Source organism: Streptomyces sp. NPDC087859, assembly GCF_044742595.1.
GTDB classification, from domain to species: domain Bacteria; phylum Actinomycetota; class Actinomycetes; order Streptomycetales; family Streptomycetaceae; genus Streptomyces; species Streptomyces canus_F.
In genome coordinates this window covers 264662-287022 of the sequence record NZ_JBIUUU010000008.1, presented here as the reverse complement: position 1 = coordinate 287022, position 22361 = coordinate 264662, and the positions used below count along the sequence as shown (strand labels likewise).

Below are 22361 nucleotides of genomic sequence, written 5' to 3'. Positions count from 1 at the left end.
GGTGAATCGGCACCGGCGCCCAGGACCGGGCGTACACAGGTGCTAACGGGACGGTACCACGGTGGGTCAGCGTGTGGCGAGGAGTCCGTAGAGAAGCGGGATCCGCGGCTCGGGAAGACGCCACCAGCCGGACGGGGTGCGGACCATCTGCGGCCAACGCGGCCAGGGAAGCTCGTCGCTCTCCCGGAGCCGCCGAATGGCCAGTCCTGCCCCGGTCAACGCGTTGATGACCTCGTCTATTCCGTGCATCCACTCATAGCTGTCGGTGGCGTCCGCCACGGCCGGCCCGTCGGTGTAGGTGTGCGTCGCGTCACGGTGCACGGCGTCGCCACCGCCCAGATAGTCGTGCCGGAGCAGCAGCTCGGGCCCCTCACCCGGGGCGGGCTTCGGTCCCAGCGAGTTGAGCAGCGGATGGAACTCGGCGATGTACAACCGCCCGCCCGGGCGCAGCAGTTGAGCGACGACACTCGCCCACCGCTCCAGGTCGGGCAGGTAGCACAGCGCGCCCTTCCCGGTGTACACGACGTCGAACTGCCGCCCGCCGAGCGCCTCGACGGCGTCGTAGACATTGGCCTGCACGTACGCGACGTCCAGCCCCGCCTTCGCCGCGATGTCCCGCGCGGCCACCACTGACGCCGCCGAGAAGTCCAGGCCCGTCGCCCGGGCCCCGCGCCGGGCGAAGGCGATCGTCTCGGTGCCGAGGTGGCACTGGAGGTGGAGCACGTCGCGGCCGTTCAGCTCGCCGAGGTCGTCCCACTCGAACCCGGCGAACCAGCGCGCGGGATCGAGGTCCTGGTCGAGACCGTAGAAGCGGCTGGCGAGGTGGACGGGGGTACGGGCGTCCCAGTTGGCCTGGTTGGCCCGCATGAACCGCGCGTGCTCGTCGGTGCTCATGAGGCCATCCAACCGGAAGAGCCCGCACTCCGAGCCGCATACCAGCCATCGGAACCCCCGAGGGCGGTTCGCCGGCGTATCTCGTGACGTCAGGAGGCGGAGGTCGCCTCGGCCTCCTTCGCGATCCGCTCGAACTGGGCGCCCATGGCCTCCGCGAGAGCCTGGGCTCCCGACAACGGCCGCACCATGACCGTGAGTTCGTCGATCAGACCGTCCTCATTGACGTGGATGAAGTCGCAGCCCGTCAGCGCGCGGTCGCCCACCCGGGCGGCGAACACCAGAGCATGGTCGCGGCCGTCGGCCCCGGCGAGCTCGCGCTCGTAGCGGAAGTCCTCGAAGACCCGGGAGACACCCCGAAGGATCGCCGCCGTGATCGCCTTGCCGGGGTACGGCTTGAAGACGACCGGGCTGGTGAAGACGACGTCCTCCGCCAGCAGCGCCTCGACCGCGTCGAAGTCCCACGCCTCGACGGCCTCACGGAAAGCACGCATACGACCTCGCCTCATAGTCAATTAGTTGAGTATTCGTGTTCTACGGTATGCCTCGGCCTGCGGCGTGTCCATGGGGGTGCTCCCCTAAGCTGACGCGATGTTCAGCCCAGAAGGCCCGAGCCTCCGCGAACTCGCCGTCCAGGCCCTGTCCTCCGTGGAGCGCGGCTACGACCTCCTCGCCCCGAAGTTCGACCACACGCCCTTCCGGACCCCGGACTCGGTGCTCGACTCCGTCGCGCGGGCGCTGCGGCGGAGCGGTCCCTTCGACGCCGGGCTCGACCTGTGCTGCGGCACCGGGGCGGGGGTGGAGGTGCTCGCGCGGGTCTGCCGGGAGAGCGTCACCGGCGTGGACTTCAGTGCCGGCATGCTGGACGTCGCCCGCGAGCGTGAGCGGCCCGCCGGGCCCCGGGTCGACTGGGTCCGAGCGGACGCCCGCGCGCTGCCCTTCCGGCCCGCCTTCGATCTTGTCGTCAGCTTCGGGGCCTTCGGGCACTTCCTGCCGGGGGAGCTGCCGGGGCTGTTCGGCCAGGTCCGCTCCGTACTGCGGCCGGGCGGCCGCTTCGCCTTCCCGGTTGTCGCCCCTCCCCGGCCCGGATCGCTCGGCTACTGGATGCTGCTGGGCTTCGACATGGTGATGCGGGTGCGCAACGCGGTGTGGCGGCCGCCGTTCGTCATGTACTACCGGGCCTTCCGGCTGGGGGAGGTGCGCGGGGAGCTGGAGCGCGCCGGTTTCCGCGTCGAGCTGGTGGCGCTGCCCGAGTTCGGCCGCCGGGGCGACGGAAGCCCGCGCGTCCGGATGGTCGTGGCGCGGCTGCCGTATTGAGGGACGGAGCCACTGAGGGGGATCCGGTGCTGGTCGGCGCGGCACTGTCCGGCACCGGGGCCCGGCCGTCGTACAACGGACAGCCGGCCCCGGACGTGCCGGTACCGGCCCGGTGCCCTCACCGACGCCCCGCCATCCGCCGGCCGTGCCTGGCTTACGGGCTAGAAACCCTCCCCCGTACCGTCTCCGCCCAGCGCCAGTCCGATCGCCGCCTCCGGCCCCAGCTCCCCGCCCTCGCGCACCGCTGCGGTGAACCGGGCATCGCCCAGGGAGGCGCGCAGTCGGCGCTCGTACTCGCGGTGGAAGACGGAGGTGTCGGGTCTGCCCAGCTGCGGCAGCCCCGCCGTGCGCCACAGGCTTCTGCTGACGCCCAGCAGGCGTGCCGCCAGCTCGTCCTCGCCCCGGGCGGCCTGCGCGGCGACCAGCAGGTCGGCGACCGCGGCGGCGCCGAGCCGGTCGTGCACCCGCCACTTCGCGGTCAGCGCCTCGCGGGCCGGGCGCAGCGCCTCGTCCGGCCGGCCGAGGCCGATCGCGGCGAGCGAGACGAAGAAGTCACCCCAGGCCCGCATCCACAACTCGCCCCGCTTCTCGCACTCCTGGCGCAGCCGTCCGGCGACCGAGGCGCAGCGCTCGAACGCGGCCTGCCCGGCCAGGAGATACGCCTGGAGGGCGAGCGTCATCAGCTGGAAGAACTCGGCGCCGCCGTCGCCCCCAGGGGCCTGCCGGGTGCTCCCGTACAGCACCGCCGAGCGCGCCGACTCGCCCCGCACCGCCAGGCTCGCCCCGGTCAACGGCAGCGCGGGAACCGGGAGACGGCGCTCCTCGGCCAGCCACACATAGGCGGTGCTCACCGACTCGGCGGCCTCCAGGTCGTCCGGTACGAGCGTGACCAGCCGGTGCGCCCACACGGCGAGGGTGTGTTCGGCCCCGCCGCCCTCGGAGGCACGGAGGAGCGCCTGCTCCAGACAGCCGCGGCCCTCCTCCGCGAACCCGCAGGCGAACCAGAAGTACCAGAGGCTGCCCGTGAGTTCGAGCGCGATCTCCGGCTCGGGCGCCGCCAGGCACTCCTCGACCGCCAGCCGCAGATTGGCGTGCTCCGCGGTCAGCCGCTCCGCCCACATCCGCTGGCCCGGCCCCAGCCACTCCGCCTCGCCCTGACGGGCGATCCACCGGAAGTAGTCCCGGTGGCGGCGCCGGACCGCCTCCTCCTCGCCGAGCCCGGCCAGCCACTCGGCGCCGAACGAGCGGACGGTGTCGAGCATCCGGTAGCGGCCCGCCACGCCCTCGCCGTCCCGGGCCACGATCGACTTCTCGCTGAGCGAGGCGAGCAGCGCGAGGACGTCCTCGGCACTCAACGGGCCGCCGTGGCACACGAACTCGGCCGCCTCCACGTCCCAGCCGCCGACGAAGACCGACAGCCGGGCCCACAGCAGCCGCTCCAGCGGTGTGCACAGCTCATGGCTCCAGCCGATGGCCGTGCGCAGCGTCTGGTGCCGGGCAGGCCGTGGGCGGGCGGACGAGACGAGCAGGTCGAAACGTGAGCCCAGCCCTTCCAGCAGCCGGTCGAGAGGCAGGCCCCGCAGCCGTACGGCCGCGAGCTCCAGGGCCAGCGGGATCCCGTCGAGGCGGGCGCAGACTGCCGCCACACCGGCCCGGTTGGCCTCGGTGAGCGCGAACGACGGCACCGCGGCCGCGGCCCGGGCCGCGAACAGCGCCACCGCGTCGTCCCGTTCACCCAGCGGCAGCGGCGCCACCGCCAGCAGCTGCTCGCCCGGTACACCCAGCGCCTGACGGCTGGTCGCCAGCACCCGCAACTCCGGTACCTGGGACAGGAGTTCCTGCACGACGCGCGCGCACTCCGCCAGGACGTGCTCGCAGGTGTCGAGGACGAGCAGCAGCGGCGGCCCGGCGAGGTGCTCGCACACGGCTCCCAGGAGCGGCCGCAGGGTCTGCTCGGTCAGCCGGGTCGCCTGCGCCACCGTGTTCGTGAGCAGGTCCGGATTCCTGAGCTCCGAGAGCTCCACCAGCCAGGTCCCGCCGCGGAAGGCCGGCTTCGCGGCATGCGCGGCGCGCAGTGCGAGCCGGGACTTGCCGACACCTCCCGGTCCCGTCAGCGTCACCAGGCGCGCTGTCCCCAACAGCCCTGCCATCTCGGTGAGTTCGAGCCTGCGGCCGATGAACTCGTTCGCCTCGGCGGGAAGGTTGCCGATCCTGCCGCCCTGCACAGAGGCCGCCATCGTCCCCCCTCACCGCAACCCGACGGTAGGTCACCCTAGACCCTGACGGGGAACCGGAATCCGGCGTAGCGTGGAAGCGGTGACGCCCCGTCGAGGGAGGCGCGCGATGGTCCTCGCATCCGCTGTGACGGCTGTGGGCCAGATGCGCCACGGTGACCATCTGCTCCTCGGCTACGACACGGACGAGGAGCGCGAGACCGTCCTCGCCGCGTTCCTGCTCGACGGCCTGGCCAGCGGCCACCGCGGACTGCTCCTGCCGCCGGCCGACATGCCCGCGGGCGTCGCCCTGTCGTTCCTGGAGGCGCACGGCTGCCTGGTCGACGAGGAGGTCGCGGCCGGCCGGCTGTGCGTCGACGCCCATCTCGCCACCCCCGAGGGGCTGTGGGACCTCGACGAGATGATCCGCCGCGAGACGCGCCGCGCGGTCGGCGACGGTTTCCTGGGGCTGCGGGTGTGCACGGAGATTCTGCGCGCGCAGGCGGGGAAGGGGCTCAAGACGCTCCACGACAGCGAACTCCTGCTCGACCCCGTGTTCGCCGCCCTGCCGGTGCTCGGCATCTGCCAGTACGACAGCCGGGTCTTCGACGAGACCGAACTGGCCCCGCTCGCCGGGCTCCACCACGGCCTGGTGGGCGCCGACCAGGTGTGGCGTGACGACCTGCTGACCATCACCCGCACCTTCGCACCCCCCGGACTCGCCCTCGCCGGGGAGGTGGACGACACCAACGTCACCGCCGTCGCCCGCGCCCTGCACGCCGAACGGGCCCGCCCCGCGAGCGGCGCCCGCATCCGGCTCGACCTGCACGAACTGCACTTCATCGACGTCGGCGCACTGCGCCTGCTGGTCTTCTCCGCTCTCGCCCTCTCCGCCGTGGACGGCACCCTCGTCCTGTCGGGAGTCGCCCCGCACATCCAGCGGGTGATGCGGGTGACCGGCTGGGACCGCGTACCCGGCCTGCGCTTCGAACCCGACGGAGACACCCCATGACCCGCACACGCTTCGTCCATCAGGCCCTCCGCTACGGCTCGGACACCGAATTCCTCGACGGCACGGCAGACTTCGTCACCGACGGCCTCGACGCCGGCGACGCCGTCCTCGCGGTGGTGAGCCCGCACAACATCACCCTGCTCGTCGAGACGCTCGGCGACCGCTCCCGCGAGGTCGAGTTCGTCGACGCCCACGACTGGTACGACTACCCGTCCCGCACCCTGGGCCGCTACCACGCCTACTGCGACCGGCAGGGCACCGGACGACGTGTGCGCGTCCTCGGCGAACCCGTCTGGGCGGGGCGCAGCGACTTCGAGACCAGGGAGTGGATGCGCTACGAGTCCCTCCTGAACGTCGCCTTCGCCGGTACGGGCCACTGGATCCTCTGCCCGTACGACACCCACGCACTGCCCGCCGACATCGTCCGCACCGCGGCCCGCACCCACCCCGAACTCACCCACGGAGCAGCCGACTTCACCGACCCCACCGACTTCTGTGCGGAGTGCGACGCGCTGAGGCCCGCCCGCCTGCCCGCGAGCCCGGACGACCTCCCCTTCGCCCGCGGTGGCTCGGCCGCCGTGCGCCAGGGGCTCGCCGCGTACGCCCGCCGCGTCGGCCTGCCCGAGCAGCGGGCGTACGACCTGGTGGCGGCGGTGCACGAGAGCGTCGCCAACGCCCTGCGCTACGGCGGCGGGCGGGGTGTCGTACGGCTGCGCAGCGACCCCGAGTACGTCATCTGCGAGATCAGGGACGAGGGAGCGCACTCCTCGGCGCCCCGGCCGCCCTTCCCCGGCCATCTGCCGCCCGAGCCGCGCGCCCCGGGCGGCCACGGGATGTGGCTCGTACGGCAGCTGACGGACCTGGTCACCGAGGACCTGGACCCGACCGGTTCCGCCGTGCGGCTGTACTTCCGTCGGCCGGCAGCGTGAACTCGTAGACCAGTGCCTCCTGTCGGGCGTCCAGGACCAGGTCGGTGATCTCCAGGGGGCGGGCGTACTGGTCGTGGACCCGGCGGGTTACCCGGACCGAGGGGGTGTCGGCGAGCGGCGTGATGGAGTCGCGGTGGTGCAGGGTCAGGCCCGCCTTGCGCATCCAGTCGTAGGCCCGCCGCAGCTGAGCCGAGGCGTTGCCGTCGGCCCGCCCGCGGTACCGGGCCAGCTCCTCGACCTCGGCGAGCGCCACGGCGGAGAAGGAGGTCAGGGCCGTACGACGGCCCGACTCGTAGCGATGCACCAGGGTCGGGCGGTGCGGGGCGAGCCCCAGTGCCTCGGCGTGTTCCGGCGGGGGAGTCTCCCAGGTGACGGTCGCCCGGTCGGCCGCACCCGGGCCGGCGGTGTCGGCGCCGACCGGAAAGGCGAGCGTGGACGGAGCCTCGACCGGCGTCGCGGGAAGGGCGGCATGGCTGCCCCGCCGGTCGGTGGCGACCAGGCCGTCGCGGCGCAGCACCTGGAGCGCCTGGCGGACGGTCTCCCTGCTGACCCCGAAGTGCTCGGCCAGCTTCCGCTCACCCGGCAGCCGTTCACCGGGTGCGATGGTGCCGTCGCGCAGCTCGTCGAGCAACTGTGTGGCGATCCTCCAGTACAGGGGCTGGTCCTCGTGCGGGGTGGTGGTGCGGGCCATGCCGCGCCTCCTGTCGGTGACGTGCCGTAGCCGTGCGGGCTCATTGCGCCACCAGATCTAGCATTGGTCTAAACCACAAGGGAAGGGCGGCCCGTGGGATCGACCGAAACCGGCCCACCCGTCACAGGGCCTCGTAGAGGGCACCGATCAGCGCCATCTTCCGGGGGTCGTCGGCGATATGAGGCCCCATCCGGTTCATGACGTAACCGAGCGACACCTCCGCCTCGGGGTCGGCCAGCCCGCAGGAACCGCCGAATCCGTCGTGCCCGAAGGCCCGGGGATTGGGTCCGTACGACGCGTTCGCCCCGCTCAGCCACAGCCCAAGACCGATCTCGGTCTCGCTCTCGAAACCGGCGCCCAGCACCAGGTCCCGGCAGCTGCCCTGCCCCTCGCGCACCCGCTCGGCCGCCTCCGGCGACAGGATGCGGCGGCCGTCGTACGTCCCCCGCCCCGCGAAGACGCCGTACAGCTGGGACACGGCACGGGCGGTCCCGTGGCCGTTGGCGGCGGGGATCTCGGCGGCCCGCCACTCGGGCGTGTTCGCCTCGGCCGCACCGGCCGGCGGGTTGGCCAGCGCGGCCAGCGCCAGGGGCGCCAACTGGCTGAAGATCGCGGCCTGTTCACTGCTCGACGCGGCCGGCGGATGGACCAGCTCGGCCGCGCGCCCGTACTCCTTCTCCGGCAGCCCCACGGTGAAGTCGATGTCGAGCGGACCGGTCACCTCCCGCTCCAGGAAGGCCCCCGGAAGCAGCCCCGACACCCTCCGCACCACCTCGCCGACCAGGAAGCCGTACGTCAGCGCGTGGTACCCGGACCGCGAGCCCGGCTCCCACCAGGGCTCCGTCCCCGCGAGCCGCCGCGTCGTCAACTCCCAGTCGTAGAGCTGCTCCAGCGAGTGCGGCTCCCGCGGCCCGGACAGCCCCGCCCGGTGCGACAGCAGATGCCGTACGAGCACCTTCTCCTTGCCCGCCGCGGCGAACTCGGGCCAGTACGCGGCCACCGGCGCGTCGAAGTCCAGCAGCCCCCGGTCGGCGAGGATGTGCGCGCACAGGGCCACCGGGCCCTTCGAGGTCGACCACACATTGACCAGCGTGTCCCGCTCCCACGCCCGGGTGCGCGCGGCGTCCGCCCACCCGCCCCACAGATCCACCACGGTCCGCCCGCCGACGGTGACGGCCACCGCCGCCCCCAGCTCGCCCCGCTCCCGGAAGTTCTCCTCGAACGCGACACGCACCGCCGCGAAACGCTCGTCGCAGTGCCCCTGAACGCGGGCTCCGTGCTCGGACATGGCTGGCCTCCGTCGTCCGCCGAAAGCCCGGACCGCGGCACTGCGGTCCGGGCCCGATGAACGTACCGACTGGTCGGACTGGAGGGAAGACCTGGTTCCTCAGACGTACGAGCGCAGCCAGCGCAGCTTGACGGCCTGCTGGTAGGGGCCGCCGCCCTCGTGGTCGTTGAAGTCGTAGACCTCGATCTCCTTTTCGTCGTGCGCCCAGGAGTTGAACGCGGCGAAGACCGTCGAGGGCGGGCAGGTCTGATCCTCCAGGGCCGTGGAGAAGAGGGCCGGGGCACGGCCGCGGGCGGCGAAGTGGACGCCGTCGAAGTAGGACAGGGTGCGCAGGGCGTCCTCGGTGCGGCCGCGGTGGGTCTTGAGGAACAGGCCGATCTCACGGTACGGGTGACGGTCCGTCAACTTCGCCGCCCGGGGGAAGTCGCACAGGAACGGCACGTCCGGCGCGACGGCGACCAGGTCAGGTACCAGACCGCCCACGGCGATCGTGATGCCGCCGCCCTGGCTGGTGCCGAGCACGACCGTGCGGGAGGCGTCGGTCGCGGGATGCGAACGGGCCGCCTCGACGGCGCGCACCCCGTCCGTGAACACCCGGCGGTAGTAGTAGTTCTCGGGTGCGTCGATGCCCCGCGTCATGAAACCGGGGTAGGCGGGCGCCCCGCCCACCGGATCCGCCGTGCCGCCGCCCCCGCCCCACGCGCTGCCCTGGCCGCGGGTGTCCATCACGAAGTGCGCCCGGCCCGTGGACGCCCACAGCAGATGCTCGTGCGGCAGCCCGCGCCCGCCTCCGTACCCGATGAACTCCACCACCAGCGGCACCGGTTCGGCGGCTCCGGCGGGCAGTGTCAGCCAGCCCTTCACCGGGTGCCCGCCGAACCCCGCGAACGTCACGTCGTACACCTCGACCGTCGTCAGACCGGTGTCGACGAGTTCGAAACGGGCGTCCAGGTCGTGCTCGCGGGCCTCCTGGAGGGTCTTGGTCCAGAACGTGTCGAAGTCCTCGGGCTCGACGGACGCGCTGCGGTACTCGTGGAGCTCGTCGAGGGGGAGGTCGAACAGGGCCATGCAGGACCGCCTTTGAAGAGGGCCAGTGATGATCACACCGTACGTGTGAGGTCCGACGACTCGCCAGGCCTTCGGCCAGGTACCTGTCTACGATGACGTCATGACGTCAGCCGTTGATCTGCTGGTCAAGGACGCCGAACTGCTGGTCGTGGACGGGGATCGGGAGATCCCCGGCGGCTGGGTCGCCGTCGCCAATGGTCGGGTCACCGGCGTGGGCACCCCGGGAAGCGAACCCGGGGCCGCGACGACCCTCTCCGCGGCGGGACGGCTCGTCACCCCGGGCCTGGTCAACACGCACCATCACCTCTACCAGAACCTCACCCGCTCCTACGCGCCCGCCGTGAACGGCACGCTCTTCGACTGGCTGACCACTCTCTACCCGCTGTGGGCCGCCCTCGACGAGGAGGCCGCGTACGTCTCGGCCTACGTGGGCATGGCCGAGCTGCTCATGGGCGGCTGCACGACCTCCTCGGACCACCTCTACGTCCACCCGCGTCCACGCCTGGTCGACGCCGAGATCAGCGCCGCCCGCGACATCGGCTTCCGCTTCCACGCGACGCGCGGCTCCATGACCCGGTCCGTCGAGGACGGGGGACTGCCGCCGAGGAGCGTCACACAGAGCACGGACGAGGTGCTCGCCGACAGCGAGCGTCTGATCAAGGCCCACCACGACCCGGCACCAGGTGCCCTGATCCGCGTGGCGCTCGCCCCCTGCTCGCCGTTCTCGGTCACCAAGGAAGTCATGACGGCCACGGCCGAACTCGCCGAGCGCCACGACGTACGCCTCCACACCCACCTGGCCGAGGACCACGACGAGGACACGTACTGCCTGGAGACCTACGGCTGCCGGCCCGTGGAGTACTTCGAGGACTGCGGCTGGATGAGCGACCGGACCTGGGTCGCCCACTGCATCCACCCCAGCGACGACGAGATGCGCCGCCTCGCGGCCGCGGGCGTCGGCGTGGCGCACTGCCCCAGCTCCAACATGCTGATCGGCGGCGGCACGGCCCGGGTGCGGGAGATGCGCGAACTCGGCCTGCCCGTCGGCATCGGCTGCGACGGCTCGGCCTCCACGGACCACGCCTCCCTCTGGATGGAGACCCGGAACGCCCTGCTGCTCGGCCGCTACCGCGGTGGCCCCGGTGCGATGAGCGCGCGGGACGCCCTCGACATGGCCACCCGCGGCTCGGCCCGCTGCCTCGGCCGCGACGAGGAGATCGGCCATCTGCGCCCCGGCGCCTGCGCCGACCTCGTCGTCTGGGACCTCCACGAGGTCGCCCTCGCGGGCGCGCTCAGCGATCCGGTGGAGGCCTGGCTGCGCTGCGGGCCGGCCCGGGCGTGGACGACGGTGGTCGGCGGGCGGGTCCTCGTCGACCGCGGGGAACCCGTGCTGCCGGGCCTGGCGGGGGCGTTGCGGGACCACGGGAAGATCGCGCGGCGGATGCAGAGGATGGGCTGACGCGGGACCGCCGGGCGCTCGCGGGGTCGGCTCACGCCCACCGCCACCGCGACCACTCCGGCTCGGTGCGCGCCCACTCCTCCTCCCACTCCGCCAGCCGGTGCCGCGTGGACACATGCCGTACGGCGGCACGGCCCAGGAGGATCAGAGCGGCCGCGCCGCCCGTGGCGCAGGCGCCCATGGTGAGGGTGTACTGCCAGACGGAGAAGCCGTCCGGGGGCGGCTTGACGTTACGGCCCCGGGAGTCGAACCACACCTCGACCACGTCACCGTCGCGCGTGCCGCCCGGGACCCGCGCCGTGGCGGTCCGCTCGTTCCCGCCCGGTTCCGTCCAGCGGACCGTCGTGAGATACGTGTGCTGTCGGGCGCCCTGCATCGTCGCCGGTGAGCCGGGATCCACACCGACCACCTCGGCCCGCACGCTGTGCCGCTCGGCACGCTGGGACGCCGCGGTCGCCTGCGCCTCGGAACGCGCCCAGCCGGCCGCGCCCACCCCGGCGAGCGGCGCGGCCACGAGCAGCAGTACGGCGACGGCCAGCACCGTCCACGCCTCCACGACGTCCGACCGGCGCCGCAGCGGATTCCGCCGCCACCGCCAGCCGCGCACCCGGGTTCGCATGTCGACCTCCGCACCGCGTACGCCTGCGAGTGCCCGCACAGACCCAGTACCCGCTCACAGCCTCGCTGCACAGGAGTGCCCGGCAGTGTCGCCGTGAAACGGAGGGACGCCGGGGAGGGTCAGCCGAACCGTTCGATCCGGATCCGCTCCACCGGCTGCCCCGCCGCGACCAGCAACCGCGACGCGTGCTCCGCGAAGGCATTGGAGCCGCACACATAGGCCTCCCACCCACCGGGAGGCTGCTCGGCCAGGAGCGGCGCCACATGTGCGGCCGCCATACGTCCCACCGGTACCCCCTGCGGGGCCCTGCGGGTGAAGACGGGCGTCGTCTCGGCGTCGAACTCGCCCGCGTAGATGAGCTCCTCGGGGCTGCGTGCCGACACCAGCAGCCGCAGCGGCACGGACAGGCCCTGTGCCCGGTGGTGCCGCACCATCGACATCAGCGGGACGACCCCGGAGCCGGCGCCGATCAGCAGCGCGGGCCGGTCGCCGGGCCAGGCGAAGAAGCCGCTGAGCGGGCCGCGCACCTCGACCTCGTCACCGGGCTCGGCGACCTTGTGGAACCAGCCCGAGACCTCGCCGCCCTCGACATGGTCCAGGGTCAGTTCGATGTGCCCCGCGTCGTCGGGCGCGGACGCGATCGAGTAGTGGCGCTGGGCCACATAGCCGTCCTCGGCGGTCAGCCGCAGCATCAGATGCTGACCCGGCAGATGCCCCGCCCAGGCGGGCACCGCGAACCGGAAGGTGGCGGCGTGCGGAGTCTCCCGGCGGATCTCGGTGAGCGTCGCGGTCTGCCACAGCGCGGCGGCCCGGTTGCTGACGGCGATGCGCCCGGGCACGGCGAACCGCGTCGGGGGAGTGAACGAAGGCGCTTGCACGGCTTGCTCAGTCACCGGAGTACCTCTGCTCCTCCCACGGGTTGCCCCGCGCGTGATAGCCGTTCTGCTCCCAGAACCCCGGCTCGTCCTGGTCGAGGAGCCGCAGGCCCGCGATCCACTTGGCGCTCTTCCAGAAGTACAGGTGCGGTACGAGCAGCCGCGCCGGCCCCCCGTGCTCGGGGGACAGCGGCTTCCCGTCGAACTCCCACGCGATCCACGCCTTGCCGCCGGTCACGTCGGCCAGCGGCAGGTTGGTGGTGTAGCCGGTGTGGGAGTAGGCGACGACATGGGTGGCGGACCCATGTGGCCGGACCACATCGAGGAAGGCGTCCAGCGAGACACCCCCGAACCGCACCCCGAACTTCGACCAGCTCGTCACACAGTGGATGTCACCCTCGTACACCGAACCCGGCAGCGCGTGCGCCTCGTCCCAGTCCCAGGTGCGCGGTTCCTCGACCAGCCCGTCGACGCGGAAGGTCCACTCGGCCGGCGACAGCTCCGGTGTGACCTCCGCGGACAGCACGGGCCAGTCGTCGCCCGCGTCGTACTGGCCGGGCGGCAGCCCGGCGTTGTGGGCGCGGGGGCGCCCGGTGAAGCCTCGGGTGACGTTCATGGTTCAACCGTACGCTGTGGTCGGCAGTGCTCCGTCCCTGGTCAGGACCGCGATCATTGCGGCCGTATGAACACTCCGCCGCCTGGGGAATAGCTGTTCGCCGATCTTCCTTCCGACTGGTGCCCGGCGCGAGCGAAGGAGAGTGGGAGCCATGCCCAAGGCGTACGTGTTCACGCGGTACGGCGGTCCGGAGACCGAGGCGCTCGTCGAGGTCGAGCGGCCCGTGCCCGGACCCGGACAGCTGCTGGTCGCCGTGCGTGTCGCAGGCGTGAATCCGGTCGACTGGAAGCTGCGGACCGGATACCGCCGGCCCACCGACACCGGCGAGCGCGTGTTCCCCGCGGTCCTCGGCAGCGAGGTCTCCGGTGTCGTCGAGGCGGTCGGCGACGGCGTCGACGGGTTCACCGCCGGAGACGAGGTCTTCGGCAACACCCTGACCGGCGGCTACGCCGAGTACACCCTGCTCCCCGTCGCCCTGGCCGCGCGCAAGCCGGCCGGGCTGGCGTTCGCCGACGCGGCGACCCTGCCCGTGGCCGCCGCGACGGCGTACGACGGGGTGCGCCAGCTGGACCTGCCCACGGGAGCGACCCTTCTGGTCACCGGGGCGGGCGGCGGGGTCGGTGCCGCGGCCGTGCAGATCGCCCGGGCGCTGGGAATCCGCGTGCTGGGCGTCGCGAGCGCGGGCAAGAAGGACTTCGTCGAGTCGCTGGGCGCCGTCCACGTCCCGTCGGGACCGGACTGGTCCGAGCGGGCGCGGGCGGCGGCACCGGACGGCGTCGACGGGGTCTACGACCTCGTGGGGGGTGAGGTGCTGACCGAGGCGGCGCAGCTGCTGACCGACCGGACGAAGCTGATCACCGCGGGGGCGTCGGAGCAGGACGTGGAGCGGCTGGGCGGCGCCCGGGTGGCCCGGGCCCGTACCGCCGCCGTACTGGAAGCCGTGGCGCGGTTGGTGGTGAAGGGCGATCTGGACCCGCATGTCGTGCGGCGGTTCCCGCTCGCCGAGGCCGGCGAGGCGTTGCGCACCGTCGAGGACGGTCATGCGCGCGGCAAGGTCGTGATCGAGGTCGCCGGATGAGCCACGGCACCACGTCGGCGGGCACGCCCCGCCCCGGCATACCCCACGTCCTCGACAACCCCGCCCTCGCCTCCCTGACCGGGCCGCACGCCCACTTCGCCGAGCGCCGCGGACGTGTCGTGCGCTACCCGCTGGACGTCTCGCCCTGGCTGGCCCTGCCGGACGAGCCGGACGCCGACGACTGGGCCGACCTCGCGGCCCTCGCGGGTCCCGGCGCCGAGGTCCCGCTGCCCGGCTACCGGGGCGAGGTGCCGGACGGCTGGGAGATCACGGCCCGCATCGACGGCGTACAGCTCGTCGACGACGGGGTGGCCGCCGCACCGGAACCGGAGGCCGTGCGCCTCGGCCCCGCCGACGTACCCGAGATCCTCGACCTGGTCGAGCGCACTCGGCCCGGGCCCTTCCTGCCGCGCACCATCGAGATGGGTACCTACCTGGGCATACGCCGGAACGGTGCCCTCGTCGCCATGGCGGGGGAGCGGCTCCACCCGCCCGGGTGGACCGAGATCAGCGCGGTCTGCACCGACCCCGCCTTCCGCGGCGAGGGCCTGGCGACCCGGCTGATGCACGCCGTCGCGTACGGCATCAGGGAGCGCGGTGAGACGCCGTTCCTGCATGCGGCCGCGGGGAACACCGGTGCGATCCGGCTGTACGAGTCGCTGGGCTTCCGGCTCCGTCGCAGGACCGCGTTCGCCGCGGCACGGGCGCCGGAACGGCTGGTGGCCGTGTCCTAGGCGCTCAGCCCTCCTGCGGGCCCGACCAGGCGTTGTACCGCACGAGGTAGTCGGCGAACCGTGCGAGATCCTCCTCCGGCCAGTTCGCGAGCCGCTCCCGGAAGGCGGCCCGGCGGCTCACGGTGACCTGGGCGAGGATCTCCCGGCCGGTCTCCGTCAGATGCAGCACGTGGACACGGTGGTCCTCCGGGTCCCGGCGCCGCTCGACGAGCGCGGCGCGTTCCAGCGCGGTCACCTGGCGGCTGACGGTGGATTTGTCGAGGGCGTAGTGCGCGGCGAGGTCGGTGGCGCGGCAGCCGTCGCGCTCCTCCAGGTGCCCGAGCAGCGTGTACGAGACCAGCGACAGCTCGGGGTGCATACGGCCCGCCGACGCCCGGGCCCGCCGGGCGAAGATCGTCATCTCGCGCTGGATGCTCTCGACGGCCTCGGTTGCGTCCACGGGACCTCCTCCACGGCTCTCGTTGCATACTACAACTTGCGAGAGTTGGGTATGCCAACCATGGGAGGTCGTGGGCGGGTAGGGTTGCTGCCTCCATGACTTCCACTTCTGCCTCCTTGCGCGACTCCGTCGTGGCGGCACTGCGCGCCGCGGGCTGTGTCTTCGCCGAGGACGAGGCCCAGTTGCTCCTCGCCGCCGCCCGCACCCCGGACGAACTCACGGCGATGGTGGACCGCCGCGCCGGCGGCGCCCCCCTCGAACTCGTCGTCGGCTGGGCCGAGTTCCGCGGGCTGCGCATCGCCGTGGAACCCGGGGTCTTCGTGCCCCGCCGCCGCACCGAGTTCCTGGTCGAACAGGCCCTCGCCCACGCCCCGGACGCCTCCGTCGTCGTGGACCTGTGCTGCGGCTCGGGCGCGGTGGGAGCGGCCCTCGCCGACGCGCTCGGCGGTGCCGAGCTGCACGCCGCCGACATCGACCCGGCCGCGGTGCGCTGCGCGGGGCGCAACATCGCCCCCTTCGGCGGCCACGTCCACGCGGGCGACCTCTACGGGGCGCTGCCCGGGCGACTGCGCGGCCGCGTCGGCATCCTCGCGGCGAACGTGCCGTACGTCCCCTCCGACGAGGTCGCGTTCCTGCCCGCGGAGGCGCGCGAGCACGAGCCGCTGGTCGCCCTGGACGGGGGGAGCGACGGGCTGGACGTGCTGCGCAGGGTCGCCGCCGGGGCGCCCGAGTGGCTTGCGCCCGGCGGCTGTCTGCTCGTCGAGACGAGCGAACGGCAGGCGCCCACGGCCGTCGACGCCTTCACCCGCGCGGGGCTGACATCGCGGGTCGTCGTCTCCGAGGAGTGGTACGCCAACGTCGTGATCGGCGTCAGGTCGTAGCGCCGCCGCCGGACCGGGTACCGGCCACGTACACCGTCTCGTCCCGCTTCAGGCCGTCGCCACCTGGTCGTCGTCCGCCTGGTGACGGGTTCCTGTGAATCGGGAAGGTCAACCCGGTGTCTGGGCGCGGGCGATGAGCAGCGCCACGTCGTCGGAGTTGTCCGGCTGGTGCAGTGTGCGCAACAGGAGGTCGCACACCTCCTCCAGTGGGCGGTCGGGGCCGTCGAGGAGGTCCAGGAGCGCGTCCAGGCGTTCGTCGAGGGGATGTTGGCGGGTCTCGACGAGACCGTCCGTGTAGAACACCAGCCGGTCGCCGGGTTCCAGGTCGACGGTCGTGGTGGAGAAGGCGACCCCGCCCACGCCCAGCGGCGCCCCGGTGGGCAGGTCGAGGAGTTCCGGCTTGCGTCCCGAGCGGAGGCGGACGGGCGGCAAATGCCCGGCGTTGGCGATCCGGCACTGGCGCAGATGCGGGTCGTGGACGGCGTAGACGCAGGTGGCGATGGAGTCCTCGAGGTCCTGGGTGATCCGGTCGAGGTGCTCCAGGAGCCGGGCCGGTTCCAGGTTCAGGGAGGCCAGGGTGTTCGTCGCGGTGCGCAGCCGGCCCATGGTCGCGGCGGCGTTGATGCCGCTGCCCATCACGTCGCCCACGACCAGCGCGGTCTTGCGGCCGTCGAGGGGGATCACGTCGAACCAGTCGCCCCCGACCTCGGCGGTCGCCCCCGCGGGCTGGTAGCGGGAGGCGACCTCCAGGCCGCCCGTCACCGGCGGATGGCTGGGCAGCAGACTGCGCTGCAGCGTCAGGGCGGTGTCGCGGGCGTTCTGGTACCAGCGGGCGTTGTCGATCTGCACGGCGGCACGGGCCGCCAGCTCCCGGGCCAGCAGCAGGTCGTCCTCGCTGAACGGCAGCGGATTGCGGGTGCGTTTGAGGTCGAGGGCGCCGAGCACCTCGCCGCGCGCGATGAGCGGCACGGCCAGATACGAGTGGACGCCCGCGCGGGCCAGCTGTCCCGCCGCCTCGGGGGAGCGGGCGATGCGGGGCAGGTCGGCTTCCTCGACCTCGGCCACCATGACCGGCCGGCCCGTGCGCACGCACTCGGTGACCAGACGGTCGGCGCCGTACCGGGCGACCTGTCCGGGCGGGTCGGCGGCGCTGAGGGCCTCCGTGGGATGGTCCGCCTGGACGGCCAGGGCCCGGATCACGGCCGGCTCGGTGGGGCCGAGGATGCTGCGTCTGCCCTCCATCACCGCGTCCAGCAGATCCACGGCGGCGATGTCGGCGAGCTCCGGCACGGCGACCTCGGCCAGCTCGCGGGCCGTGCGGTCCAGTTCCAGAGTGGTGCCGATACGGGCGGAGGCGTCCGCGATGACGGCCAGGCGCCGTCGGGCCGCTTCGGCCGCGACGGCCGTCCGATGCTGCTCGGTGATGTCCACCACCGAGACGGCGACGCCCAGCACGGTGCCGACCGCGTCCTCCAGCCGGTAGAGCGAGACCGACCAGGCATGGTCCTCGTCCGGGTCGGCCGGGGTACGGCCCAGGGTGTGCTGGTCGACGAGCGGGCGACCGGTCTCCAGCACCCCGCGTGCCGCCGCCTCGATGCTTTCGACGTCGATCTGCGGCAGGACCTCGCCCATGGTCCGGCCGATGTGCTCCTCGGCCGGGACGCCGTTGAGCCGTTCGAGTTCCGGGTTGACCGTGACGTACCGCAGGTCGGTGTCCAGGACGGCGAGCCCGATGGGGGACTGGGAGATCATCCGCGTCGACAGCGCCACGTCCCGTTCCAGGCCGCGCACGGTGTTCTGGTCGGCCGCGAGCCCCAGCGCGTACACGTCCCCGCGGTCGTCGAGGAGGCGCATGTTGCGGAACTCCACCAGCCGCGTGGTGCCGTCCTTGCGCCGGATCGGAAAGGCACCGGCCCAGCCCTCGCCGGTGACCATGACGTCGGCGAACAGCTTGACGACCAGGTCGAGGTACTGCTCATGGACCATGATCCGGGCGGCGAACTGCCCCAGCGCCTCGCGTGCCGAGTAGCCGAACAGCTCCTCGGCCTGGGGACTCCACAGCACGATCTTCCCCTCGGCGTCCAGGACGACCGAGGCCACGCCCAGTACGTCGAGCAGTCCGCTGGGCCGTACCGCCCCGCGCACCGGCCCGTCGCCCTCGGCGACCGGAGACCCGGTTGCACTCATCGCACGCACCGCCTTCGACCGTCCACACGGCACGTCGTCCCCCGTGCCGACTCCCCTGTTGTACCGCGCCCAACTGTCGCCGGGGCGCCTGTGGCGCCCTCCTCCACCATCCCTCAACACGCCGGAGAACGTCCGGCGACGTTAGCAGTACGACGCCTGCGCCCTTTGGTCTGTGCATGATCAATACGTCGGGAGCCGGGGTCCTCACTGGTCCCGTCGGCACAGTGGTGCTTTTCTGGGGATGTGGCGCGGTTCGCGGGGAACCCGTGGGTACCGCGCCATCGCCACGAGAGGAGCCATCGTGATGGACCGATCGCATGAGGAGTCCGTCTCCATCGAGATCAGCGGATGCAGCAAGGAGGACGCCCGCATCGTGTTCGACACGCTGTCGACGTGCTTCGAGTCCGACCGGGGCGCCGACGAGGTGCCGCAGCAGCTGCACGAGACACGGCCCATGGTGTGGCTCGGGACGTTCGAGGTCAGCGACGCGCGCGCGTGTCCGCCGCCCGCGAGGCTGTCGTCCTCCGTGGAGGCCGACGCGCAGGGTGGCTACTGGGCCATCGAGCGGTTGCGCACCACCCTGGACTCCATGTTCACGGTGCGTGATCTGTCGTCGGCGTCCGGGGACCAGGAGCGGGAGCTGCACGTCCGTCTGGAGAGCCGCTGAACCGGAATGCCGCGGACGGGTCGTCGTCTCGATGCGGGCCGGTGGGGGCTTGTCGCGCCCGCGCGGTGGCAGCCGCATGTCAAAGACAGCCCCGCGCCCCTTCGGGGCGCGTCGTCGGGCCGCCGGCCAGGAGGCCTGACACCGCCTCGCGGTAGACGGCGAGCACCGTCGGCAGGTCCGCCAGGTAGGCCCGTTCGTCCGTGCCGTGCAGGCCCTCGTACCGCACGCCGAATCCCGCCGTGGCCGGGATTCCCTCCGCCGCCAGCAGGTTGCCGATGTTGGAGGGGCCCGCCGTCTTCGCCCGGACCGTCAGCCCCGTACGGGTGGCCGCGTCCAGGAGCGCGGCGGCGGGCTGCTCGTCCTCGGCGAGACGGAAGGGCGGCCAGGAGGCCATCGGAGTGACCGTGGCCGGTGTGCCGAGTTCTGCCGCCGCCGCGCGGACCAGGGCCTCGGCCGCCCGGGCGTCGAAGGCGGGCGTCGTGCGGATGTCCACGCCCACCTCGCACCGGTCCGGCACGACCGAGAAGCCCTCGCCGCCCCGGATCGAGGTGACCGTCAGCTTCGGCGGCAGCGGGAAATCCCCTTGGGCGCCGGGTAGTTCGCGCTCCTCCAGGAGCCGTACGAGCCGCGCCGCACGGGACACCGCGCCCGGCGTCGTACGCCTCGAGCCCGAGTGCCCCGACTCCGCGTGCACCACGACAGTCGCCCGCCAGAAACCCCGCCCGCCGACCACCACCTCGGCCGGCCCGGGGTAGCCGATCATCACCCCCGCCGGGCGCACCGCCGTCGGATCGGCCAGATAGGCCCGGGCGCCGCCGAAGCCGCCGGTGTGCTCGTCGACGTCCAGCAGGACCGCGAGCCCGCCGCGGAACGTACGGCCGTGCAGCTCCGCCGCGATGGCGCAGAACATCGCCGCCGCGAGCTTCGAGTCGGCCGCTCCCCGTCCCCGCAGCCAGCCGTCCACCACGTCCCCGGAGTCCGGCGGGAACGACCAGGCGCCCTCGTCGCCGTAGGGGGCGGTGTCCACGCAGGCGTCCAGCGCCCACCACGGACCGGGCAGGCCGCCCGGGACCTCCACCAGCAGACCGGTGAGGCTGCCCGCGTCGTCGTACAGGCGTCGGTGCGGCAGCTCCCGCGTGGTCAGCCAGCCCTCCAGAACGCCCAGGACGGGGGCGTAGTCGTCGATTCCGCCGCGGCTCGGGCGGCGGATCAGCTGCTGGGCGAGTTCGACGATCTCGGCGGTCATGGGGCCACTGTGCCCGAGGGTGTCCGGTGTCACGCACCCCCGATTATGCAACTAGTTGCAAAAAGCGCCCGCCGTCCTCTACAACAGAAGCCACGACACCCGCCCACGGAGGGGCCCCATGAGCCGTTACCCGCACCTGCTGAGCCCGCTGGACCTGGGCTTCACCACGCTGCCCAACCGGGTCCTCATGGGCTCCATGCACGTCGGCCTGGAGGAGGCCGAGCGCGGCTTCGAGCGGATGGCGGCGTTCTACGCGGCACGCGCGCGTGGCGGAGTGGGCCTGATCGTCACCGGTGGCATCGCGCCCAACGAGGCGGGACGGCCCGGCGAGGGCGGCGCGAAGCTCACCACGGAGGCGGAGGCCGAGCAGCACCGGGAGATCACCGAGGCCGTGCACCGCGAGGGCGGCCGCATCGCGATGCAGATCCTGCACTTCGGCCGGTACGCCTACCACGAGGGCCTCGTCGCGCCGAGCCCGATCCAGGCGCCGATCAGCTGGTTCCCGCCCCGTGAGCTCACCGACGCCGAGGTCGAGCAGACCATCGACGACTACGCCCGCGCCGCCACTCTGGCCAAGGGGGCCGGTTACGACGGTGTCGAGATCATGGGCTCCGAGGGTTACCTCATCAACGAGTTCATCGCCAAGCAGACCAACCACCGCACCGACCGCTGGGGCGGATCGTACGAGAACCGCATGCGGTTCCCGGTCGAGATCGTGCGGCGGGTGCGCGAGGCCGTCGGCGAGGACTTCATCATCATCTACCGCCTGTCCATGCTGGATCTCGTCCCGGGTGGCTCCACCCACGACGAGGTCGTCACGCTCGCCAAGGCCGTCGAGGCGGCCGGCGCGACCATCATCAACACCGGCATCGGCTGGCACGAGGCCCGCATCCCCACCATCGCCACGTCGGTGCCGCGCGGCGCCTACACCTGGGTGACCAAGAAGCTCATGGGCGAGGTCGGCATCCCCCTGGTCACCACCAACCGCATCAACACCCCCGAGGTCGCCGAGGAGTTGCTCGCCGACGGGTACGCGGACATGGTGTCCATGGCCCGCCCGATGCTCGCCGACCCCGACTTCGTCACCAAGGCCGCGGCGGGCAGGCCCGAGGCCATCAACACCTGCATCGGCTGCAACCAGGCCTGCCTCGACCACACCTTCAGCGGTCAGATCACCTCCTGCCTGGTCAACCCGCGCGCCTGCCACGAGACCGAGCTGGTGCTGTCGCCGACCCGGCTGCGCAAGCGGGTCGCGGTCGTGGGCGCGGGCCCGGCCGGACTCGCCTGTGCCGTGAGCGCCGCCGAGCGCGGTCATGACGTGACGCTCTTCGACGCCGCGGGCGAGATCGGCGGCCAGCTCAACGTCGCCCGCCAGGTCCCCGGCAAGCAGGAGTTCGACGAGACCATCCGCTACTTCCGCCACCAGCTCGACTGGCACGACGTCGACGTACGGCTGAACACCTGGGCCGCCGCCGCGGACCTCGCCGCCTTCGACGAGGTCGTCGTCGCCACCGGTGTCACCCCGCGCACCCCCGACATCCCCGGTGTCGACCACCCGAGCGTCGTCGGCTACCTCGACGTCCTGCGCGACCGCGTTCCCGTCGGCCGGCGGGTCGCCGTCCTCGGCGCGGGCGGCATCGGCTTCGACGTCGCCGAGTTCCTCACCGACGGCGGCGACAAGGCGCACGAGGACCCGGCGACGTACTTCCGCCTCTGGGGCGTCGACATGGACCACACCGGCCCCGGCGGACTCACCGCCCCCGAACGCCCCGCCCCGCCGCGCACCGTGCACCTGCTCCAGCGCAAGACCACCAAGGTCGGCGCGGGGCTCGGCAAGACCACCGGCTGGATCCACCGCACCGAACTCAAGCACCGCGGCGTCACCATGGTCCCGGGCGTGCGCTACGACCGGATCGACGACGCCGGACTCCATGTCACCGTCGGTGAGGAGAGCACGGTCCTGGAGGTCGACACCATCGTCCTGTGCACCGGACAGGAGCCGCGCCGCGACCTGTACGAGGCGCTGGTCGCCGCCGGCGTGAGCGCCCACCTCATCGGCGGCGCGGACGTGGCCGCCGAACTGGACGCCAAGCGGGCCATCAAGCAGGGCACCGAGGTCGCGGCCGCCCTCTAGGGGGCCGTCCCTAGGAT

The 22361-nt window shown here is 72.8% G+C and carries 21 protein-coding genes; 9 read left to right on the top strand and 12 right to left on the bottom strand.

Annotated elements, in window-relative coordinates:
• Positions 1–66 precede the first annotated feature (66 nt).
• Both ACIOHP_RS21455 and ACIOHP_RS21450 read right to left on the bottom strand, forming a co-directional pair.
• Positions 67–894 (bottom strand): class I SAM-dependent methyltransferase, encoded by an 828-nt coding sequence (locus ACIOHP_RS21455; RefSeq protein ID WP_401889688.1) that lies wholly within the window; start codon positions 892–894, stop codon positions 67–69.
• Positions 895–983: 89 nt separating this feature from the next.
• Positions 984–1385, bottom strand: coding sequence for a nuclear transport factor 2 family protein (locus ACIOHP_RS21450; RefSeq protein ID WP_401889686.1), 402 nt, complete (start codon positions 1383–1385; stop codon positions 984–986).
• 97 nt (positions 1386–1482) lie between these two features.
• Between ACIOHP_RS21450 and ACIOHP_RS21445 the strand changes: the two genes are divergently transcribed.
• Complete coding sequence (locus ACIOHP_RS21445; RefSeq protein WP_401889684.1) at positions 1483–2208, top strand: class I SAM-dependent methyltransferase; 726 nt, start codon at positions 1483–1485, stop codon at positions 2206–2208.
• 161 nt (positions 2209–2369) lie between these two features.
• Here ACIOHP_RS21445 and ACIOHP_RS21440 read toward each other — a convergent pair whose 3' ends face one another.
• Positions 2370–4445, bottom strand: coding sequence for an ATP-binding protein (locus ACIOHP_RS21440; protein ID WP_401889682.1), 2076 nt, complete (start codon positions 4443–4445; stop codon positions 2370–2372).
• A 106-nt stretch (positions 4446–4551) separates the two neighbouring features.
• Here ACIOHP_RS21440 and ACIOHP_RS21435 point away from each other — a divergent pair, with 106 nt between their 5' ends.
• Both ACIOHP_RS21435 and ACIOHP_RS21430 read left to right on the top strand, forming a co-directional pair.
• Entirely contained in the window at positions 4552–5433 is an 882-nt protein-coding gene (locus ACIOHP_RS21435; RefSeq protein WP_401889679.1) for an MEDS domain-containing protein, read from the top strand.
• On the top strand, positions 5430–6362 hold the full coding sequence (locus tag ACIOHP_RS21430; RefSeq protein WP_401889677.1) for an anti-sigma factor RsbA family regulatory protein: 933 nt from the start codon (positions 5430–5432) through the stop codon (positions 6360–6362). Before ACIOHP_RS21435 ends, ACIOHP_RS21430 begins: the two co-directional genes overlap by 4 nt.
• On the opposite strand, the gene ACIOHP_RS21425 is transcribed toward ACIOHP_RS21430, so the two are convergent.
• From ACIOHP_RS21425 to ACIOHP_RS21415, 3 genes are all read right to left on the bottom strand, one after another.
• Complete coding sequence (locus ACIOHP_RS21425; RefSeq protein WP_401889675.1) at positions 6298–7053, bottom strand: GntR family transcriptional regulator; 756 nt, start codon at positions 7051–7053, stop codon at positions 6298–6300. The genes ACIOHP_RS21430 and ACIOHP_RS21425 overlap by 65 nt on opposite strands.
• Before the next feature lie 121 nt (positions 7054–7174).
• On the bottom strand, positions 7175–8341 hold the full coding sequence (locus ACIOHP_RS21420) for a serine hydrolase domain-containing protein (RefSeq protein ID WP_401889672.1): 1167 nt from the start codon (positions 8339–8341) through the stop codon (positions 7175–7177).
• Between the two features lie 99 nt (positions 8342–8440).
• Positions 8441–9409: an acetylxylan esterase gene (locus ACIOHP_RS21415; protein WP_361489117.1), complete on the bottom strand. Its 969-nt coding sequence runs from the start codon at positions 9407–9409 to the stop codon at positions 8441–8443.
• Between the two features lie 100 nt (positions 9410–9509).
• Between ACIOHP_RS21415 and ACIOHP_RS21410 the strand changes: the two genes are divergently transcribed.
• On the top strand, positions 9510–10868 hold the full coding sequence (locus ACIOHP_RS21410) for an 8-oxoguanine deaminase (RefSeq protein WP_401889670.1): 1359 nt from the start codon (positions 9510–9512) through the stop codon (positions 10866–10868).
• Between the two features lie 31 nt (positions 10869–10899).
• Here ACIOHP_RS21410 and ACIOHP_RS21405 read toward each other — a convergent pair whose 3' ends face one another.
• The 3 genes from ACIOHP_RS21405 to ACIOHP_RS21395 form a co-directional block, all read right to left on the bottom strand.
• Positions 10900–11487, bottom strand: a complete 588-nt coding sequence (locus ACIOHP_RS21405) for a hypothetical protein (protein WP_401889667.1) — start codon at positions 11485–11487, stop codon at positions 10900–10902.
• A gap of 119 nt (positions 11488–11606) precedes the next feature.
• Positions 11607–12380, bottom strand: coding sequence for a ferredoxin reductase (locus ACIOHP_RS21400; protein WP_401889665.1), 774 nt, complete (start codon positions 12378–12380; stop codon positions 11607–11609).
• Positions 12373–12978, bottom strand: coding sequence for a sulfite oxidase-like oxidoreductase (locus tag ACIOHP_RS21395; protein ID WP_361544158.1), 606 nt, complete (start codon positions 12976–12978; stop codon positions 12373–12375). The genes ACIOHP_RS21400 and ACIOHP_RS21395 overlap by 8 nt, the downstream gene beginning before the upstream one ends.
• A 151-nt stretch (positions 12979–13129) precedes the next feature.
• Here ACIOHP_RS21395 and ACIOHP_RS21390 point away from each other — a divergent pair, with 151 nt between their 5' ends.
• Together ACIOHP_RS21390 and ACIOHP_RS21385 are read left to right on the top strand one after the other, a co-directional pair.
• Entirely contained in the window at positions 13130–14056 is a 927-nt protein-coding gene (locus ACIOHP_RS21390) for a zinc-binding alcohol dehydrogenase family protein (protein ID WP_401889662.1), read from the top strand.
• Complete coding sequence (locus ACIOHP_RS21385) at positions 14053–14790, top strand: GNAT family N-acetyltransferase (RefSeq protein WP_361544164.1); 738 nt, start codon at positions 14053–14055, stop codon at positions 14788–14790. Before ACIOHP_RS21390 ends, ACIOHP_RS21385 begins: the two co-directional genes overlap by 4 nt.
• 4 nt (positions 14791–14794) lie before the next feature.
• Here the strand turns inward: ACIOHP_RS21385 and ACIOHP_RS21380 are convergent, their stop codons facing one another.
• Entirely contained in the window at positions 14795–15190 is a 396-nt protein-coding gene (locus ACIOHP_RS21380) for a MarR family winged helix-turn-helix transcriptional regulator (protein ID WP_401890055.1), read from the bottom strand.
• Between the two features lie 134 nt (positions 15191–15324).
• Between ACIOHP_RS21380 and ACIOHP_RS21375 the strand changes: the two genes are divergently transcribed.
• Positions 15325–16110, top strand: coding sequence for a putative protein N(5)-glutamine methyltransferase (locus ACIOHP_RS21375; protein ID WP_401889659.1), 786 nt, complete (start codon positions 15325–15327; stop codon positions 16108–16110).
• A gap of 108 nt (positions 16111–16218) precedes the next feature.
• Here ACIOHP_RS21375 and ACIOHP_RS21370 read toward each other — a convergent pair whose 3' ends face one another.
• Positions 16219–18297 carry a SpoIIE family protein phosphatase gene (locus ACIOHP_RS21370; RefSeq protein WP_401889656.1) on the bottom strand — a complete coding sequence of 693 codons (2079 nt, stop codon included), beginning with the start codon at positions 18295–18297 and terminating at the stop codon, positions 16219–16221.
• Between the two features lie 304 nt (positions 18298–18601).
• Here ACIOHP_RS21370 and ACIOHP_RS21365 point away from each other — a divergent pair, with 304 nt between their 5' ends.
• Positions 18602–18964, top strand: coding sequence for a hypothetical protein (locus ACIOHP_RS21365; RefSeq protein WP_361544176.1), 363 nt, complete (start codon positions 18602–18604; stop codon positions 18962–18964).
• Positions 18965–19043: 79 nt separating this feature from the next.
• Here ACIOHP_RS21365 and ACIOHP_RS21360 read toward each other — a convergent pair whose 3' ends face one another.
• On the bottom strand, positions 19044–20210 hold the full coding sequence (locus tag ACIOHP_RS21360; RefSeq protein ID WP_401889653.1) for a M20 family metallopeptidase: 1167 nt from the start codon (positions 20208–20210) through the stop codon (positions 19044–19046).
• A gap of 118 nt (positions 20211–20328) precedes the next feature.
• Here ACIOHP_RS21360 and ACIOHP_RS21355 point away from each other — a divergent pair, with 118 nt between their 5' ends.
• A complete protein-coding gene (locus ACIOHP_RS21355) occupies positions 20329–22344 on the top strand; it encodes an FAD-dependent oxidoreductase (protein ID WP_401889650.1) in 2016 nt (671 codons plus the stop codon).
• Positions 22345–22361: the final 17 nt, after the last annotated feature.

What these genes read in the sequence shown, in the direction of transcription:
- ACIOHP_RS21455 (WP_401889688.1), bottom strand. Translation starts at nt 894, where the DNA reads ATGAGCACCGACGAGCACGCGCGGTTCATGCGGGCCAACCAGGCCAAC.
- ACIOHP_RS21450 (WP_401889686.1), bottom strand. Translation starts at nt 1,385, where the DNA reads ATGCGTGCTTTCCGTGAGGCCGTCGAGGCGTGGGACTTCGACGCGGTC.
- ACIOHP_RS21445 (WP_401889684.1), top strand. Translation starts at nt 1,483, where the DNA reads ATGTTCAGCCCAGAAGGCCCGAGCCTCCGCGAACTCGCCGTCCAGGCC.
- ACIOHP_RS21440 (WP_401889682.1), bottom strand. Translation starts at nt 4,445, where the DNA reads ATGGCGGCCTCTGTGCAGGGCGGCAGGATCGGCAACCTTCCCGCCGAG.
- ACIOHP_RS21435 (WP_401889679.1), top strand. Translation starts at nt 4,552, where the DNA reads ATGGTCCTCGCATCCGCTGTGACGGCTGTGGGCCAGATGCGCCACGGT.
- ACIOHP_RS21430 (WP_401889677.1), top strand. Translation starts at nt 5,430, where the DNA reads ATGACCCGCACACGCTTCGTCCATCAGGCCCTCCGCTACGGCTCGGAC.
- ACIOHP_RS21425 (WP_401889675.1), bottom strand. Translation starts at nt 7,053, where the DNA reads ATGGCCCGCACCACCACCCCGCACGAGGACCAGCCCCTGTACTGGAGG.
- ACIOHP_RS21420 (WP_401889672.1), bottom strand. Translation starts at nt 8,341, where the DNA reads ATGTCCGAGCACGGAGCCCGCGTTCAGGGGCACTGCGACGAGCGTTTC.
- ACIOHP_RS21415 (WP_361489117.1), bottom strand. Translation starts at nt 9,409, where the DNA reads ATGGCCCTGTTCGACCTCCCCCTCGACGAGCTCCACGAGTACCGCAGC.
- ACIOHP_RS21410 (WP_401889670.1), top strand. Translation starts at nt 9,510, where the DNA reads ATGACGTCAGCCGTTGATCTGCTGGTCAAGGACGCCGAACTGCTGGTC.
- ACIOHP_RS21405 (WP_401889667.1), bottom strand. Translation starts at nt 11,487, where the DNA reads ATGCGAACCCGGGTGCGCGGCTGGCGGTGGCGGCGGAATCCGCTGCGG.
- ACIOHP_RS21395 (WP_361544158.1), bottom strand. Translation starts at nt 12,978, where the DNA reads ATGAACGTCACCCGAGGCTTCACCGGGCGCCCCCGCGCCCACAACGCC.
- ACIOHP_RS21390 (WP_401889662.1), top strand. Translation starts at nt 13,130, where the DNA reads ATGCCCAAGGCGTACGTGTTCACGCGGTACGGCGGTCCGGAGACCGAG.
- ACIOHP_RS21385 (WP_361544164.1), top strand. Translation starts at nt 14,053, where the DNA reads ATGAGCCACGGCACCACGTCGGCGGGCACGCCCCGCCCCGGCATACCC.
- ACIOHP_RS21380 (WP_401890055.1), bottom strand. Translation starts at nt 15,190, where the DNA reads ATGACGATCTTCGCCCGGCGGGCCCGGGCGTCGGCGGGCCGTATGCAC.
- ACIOHP_RS21375 (WP_401889659.1), top strand. Translation starts at nt 15,325, where the DNA reads ATGACTTCCACTTCTGCCTCCTTGCGCGACTCCGTCGTGGCGGCACTG.
- ACIOHP_RS21370 (WP_401889656.1), bottom strand. Translation starts at nt 18,297, where the DNA reads ATGAGTGCAACCGGGTCTCCGGTCGCCGAGGGCGACGGGCCGGTGCGC.
- ACIOHP_RS21365 (WP_361544176.1), top strand. Translation starts at nt 18,602, where the DNA reads ATGGACCGATCGCATGAGGAGTCCGTCTCCATCGAGATCAGCGGATGC.
- ACIOHP_RS21360 (WP_401889653.1), bottom strand. Translation starts at nt 20,210, where the DNA reads ATGACCGCCGAGATCGTCGAACTCGCCCAGCAGCTGATCCGCCGCCCG.
- ACIOHP_RS21355 (WP_401889650.1), top strand. Translation starts at nt 20,329, where the DNA reads ATGAGCCGTTACCCGCACCTGCTGAGCCCGCTGGACCTGGGCTTCACC.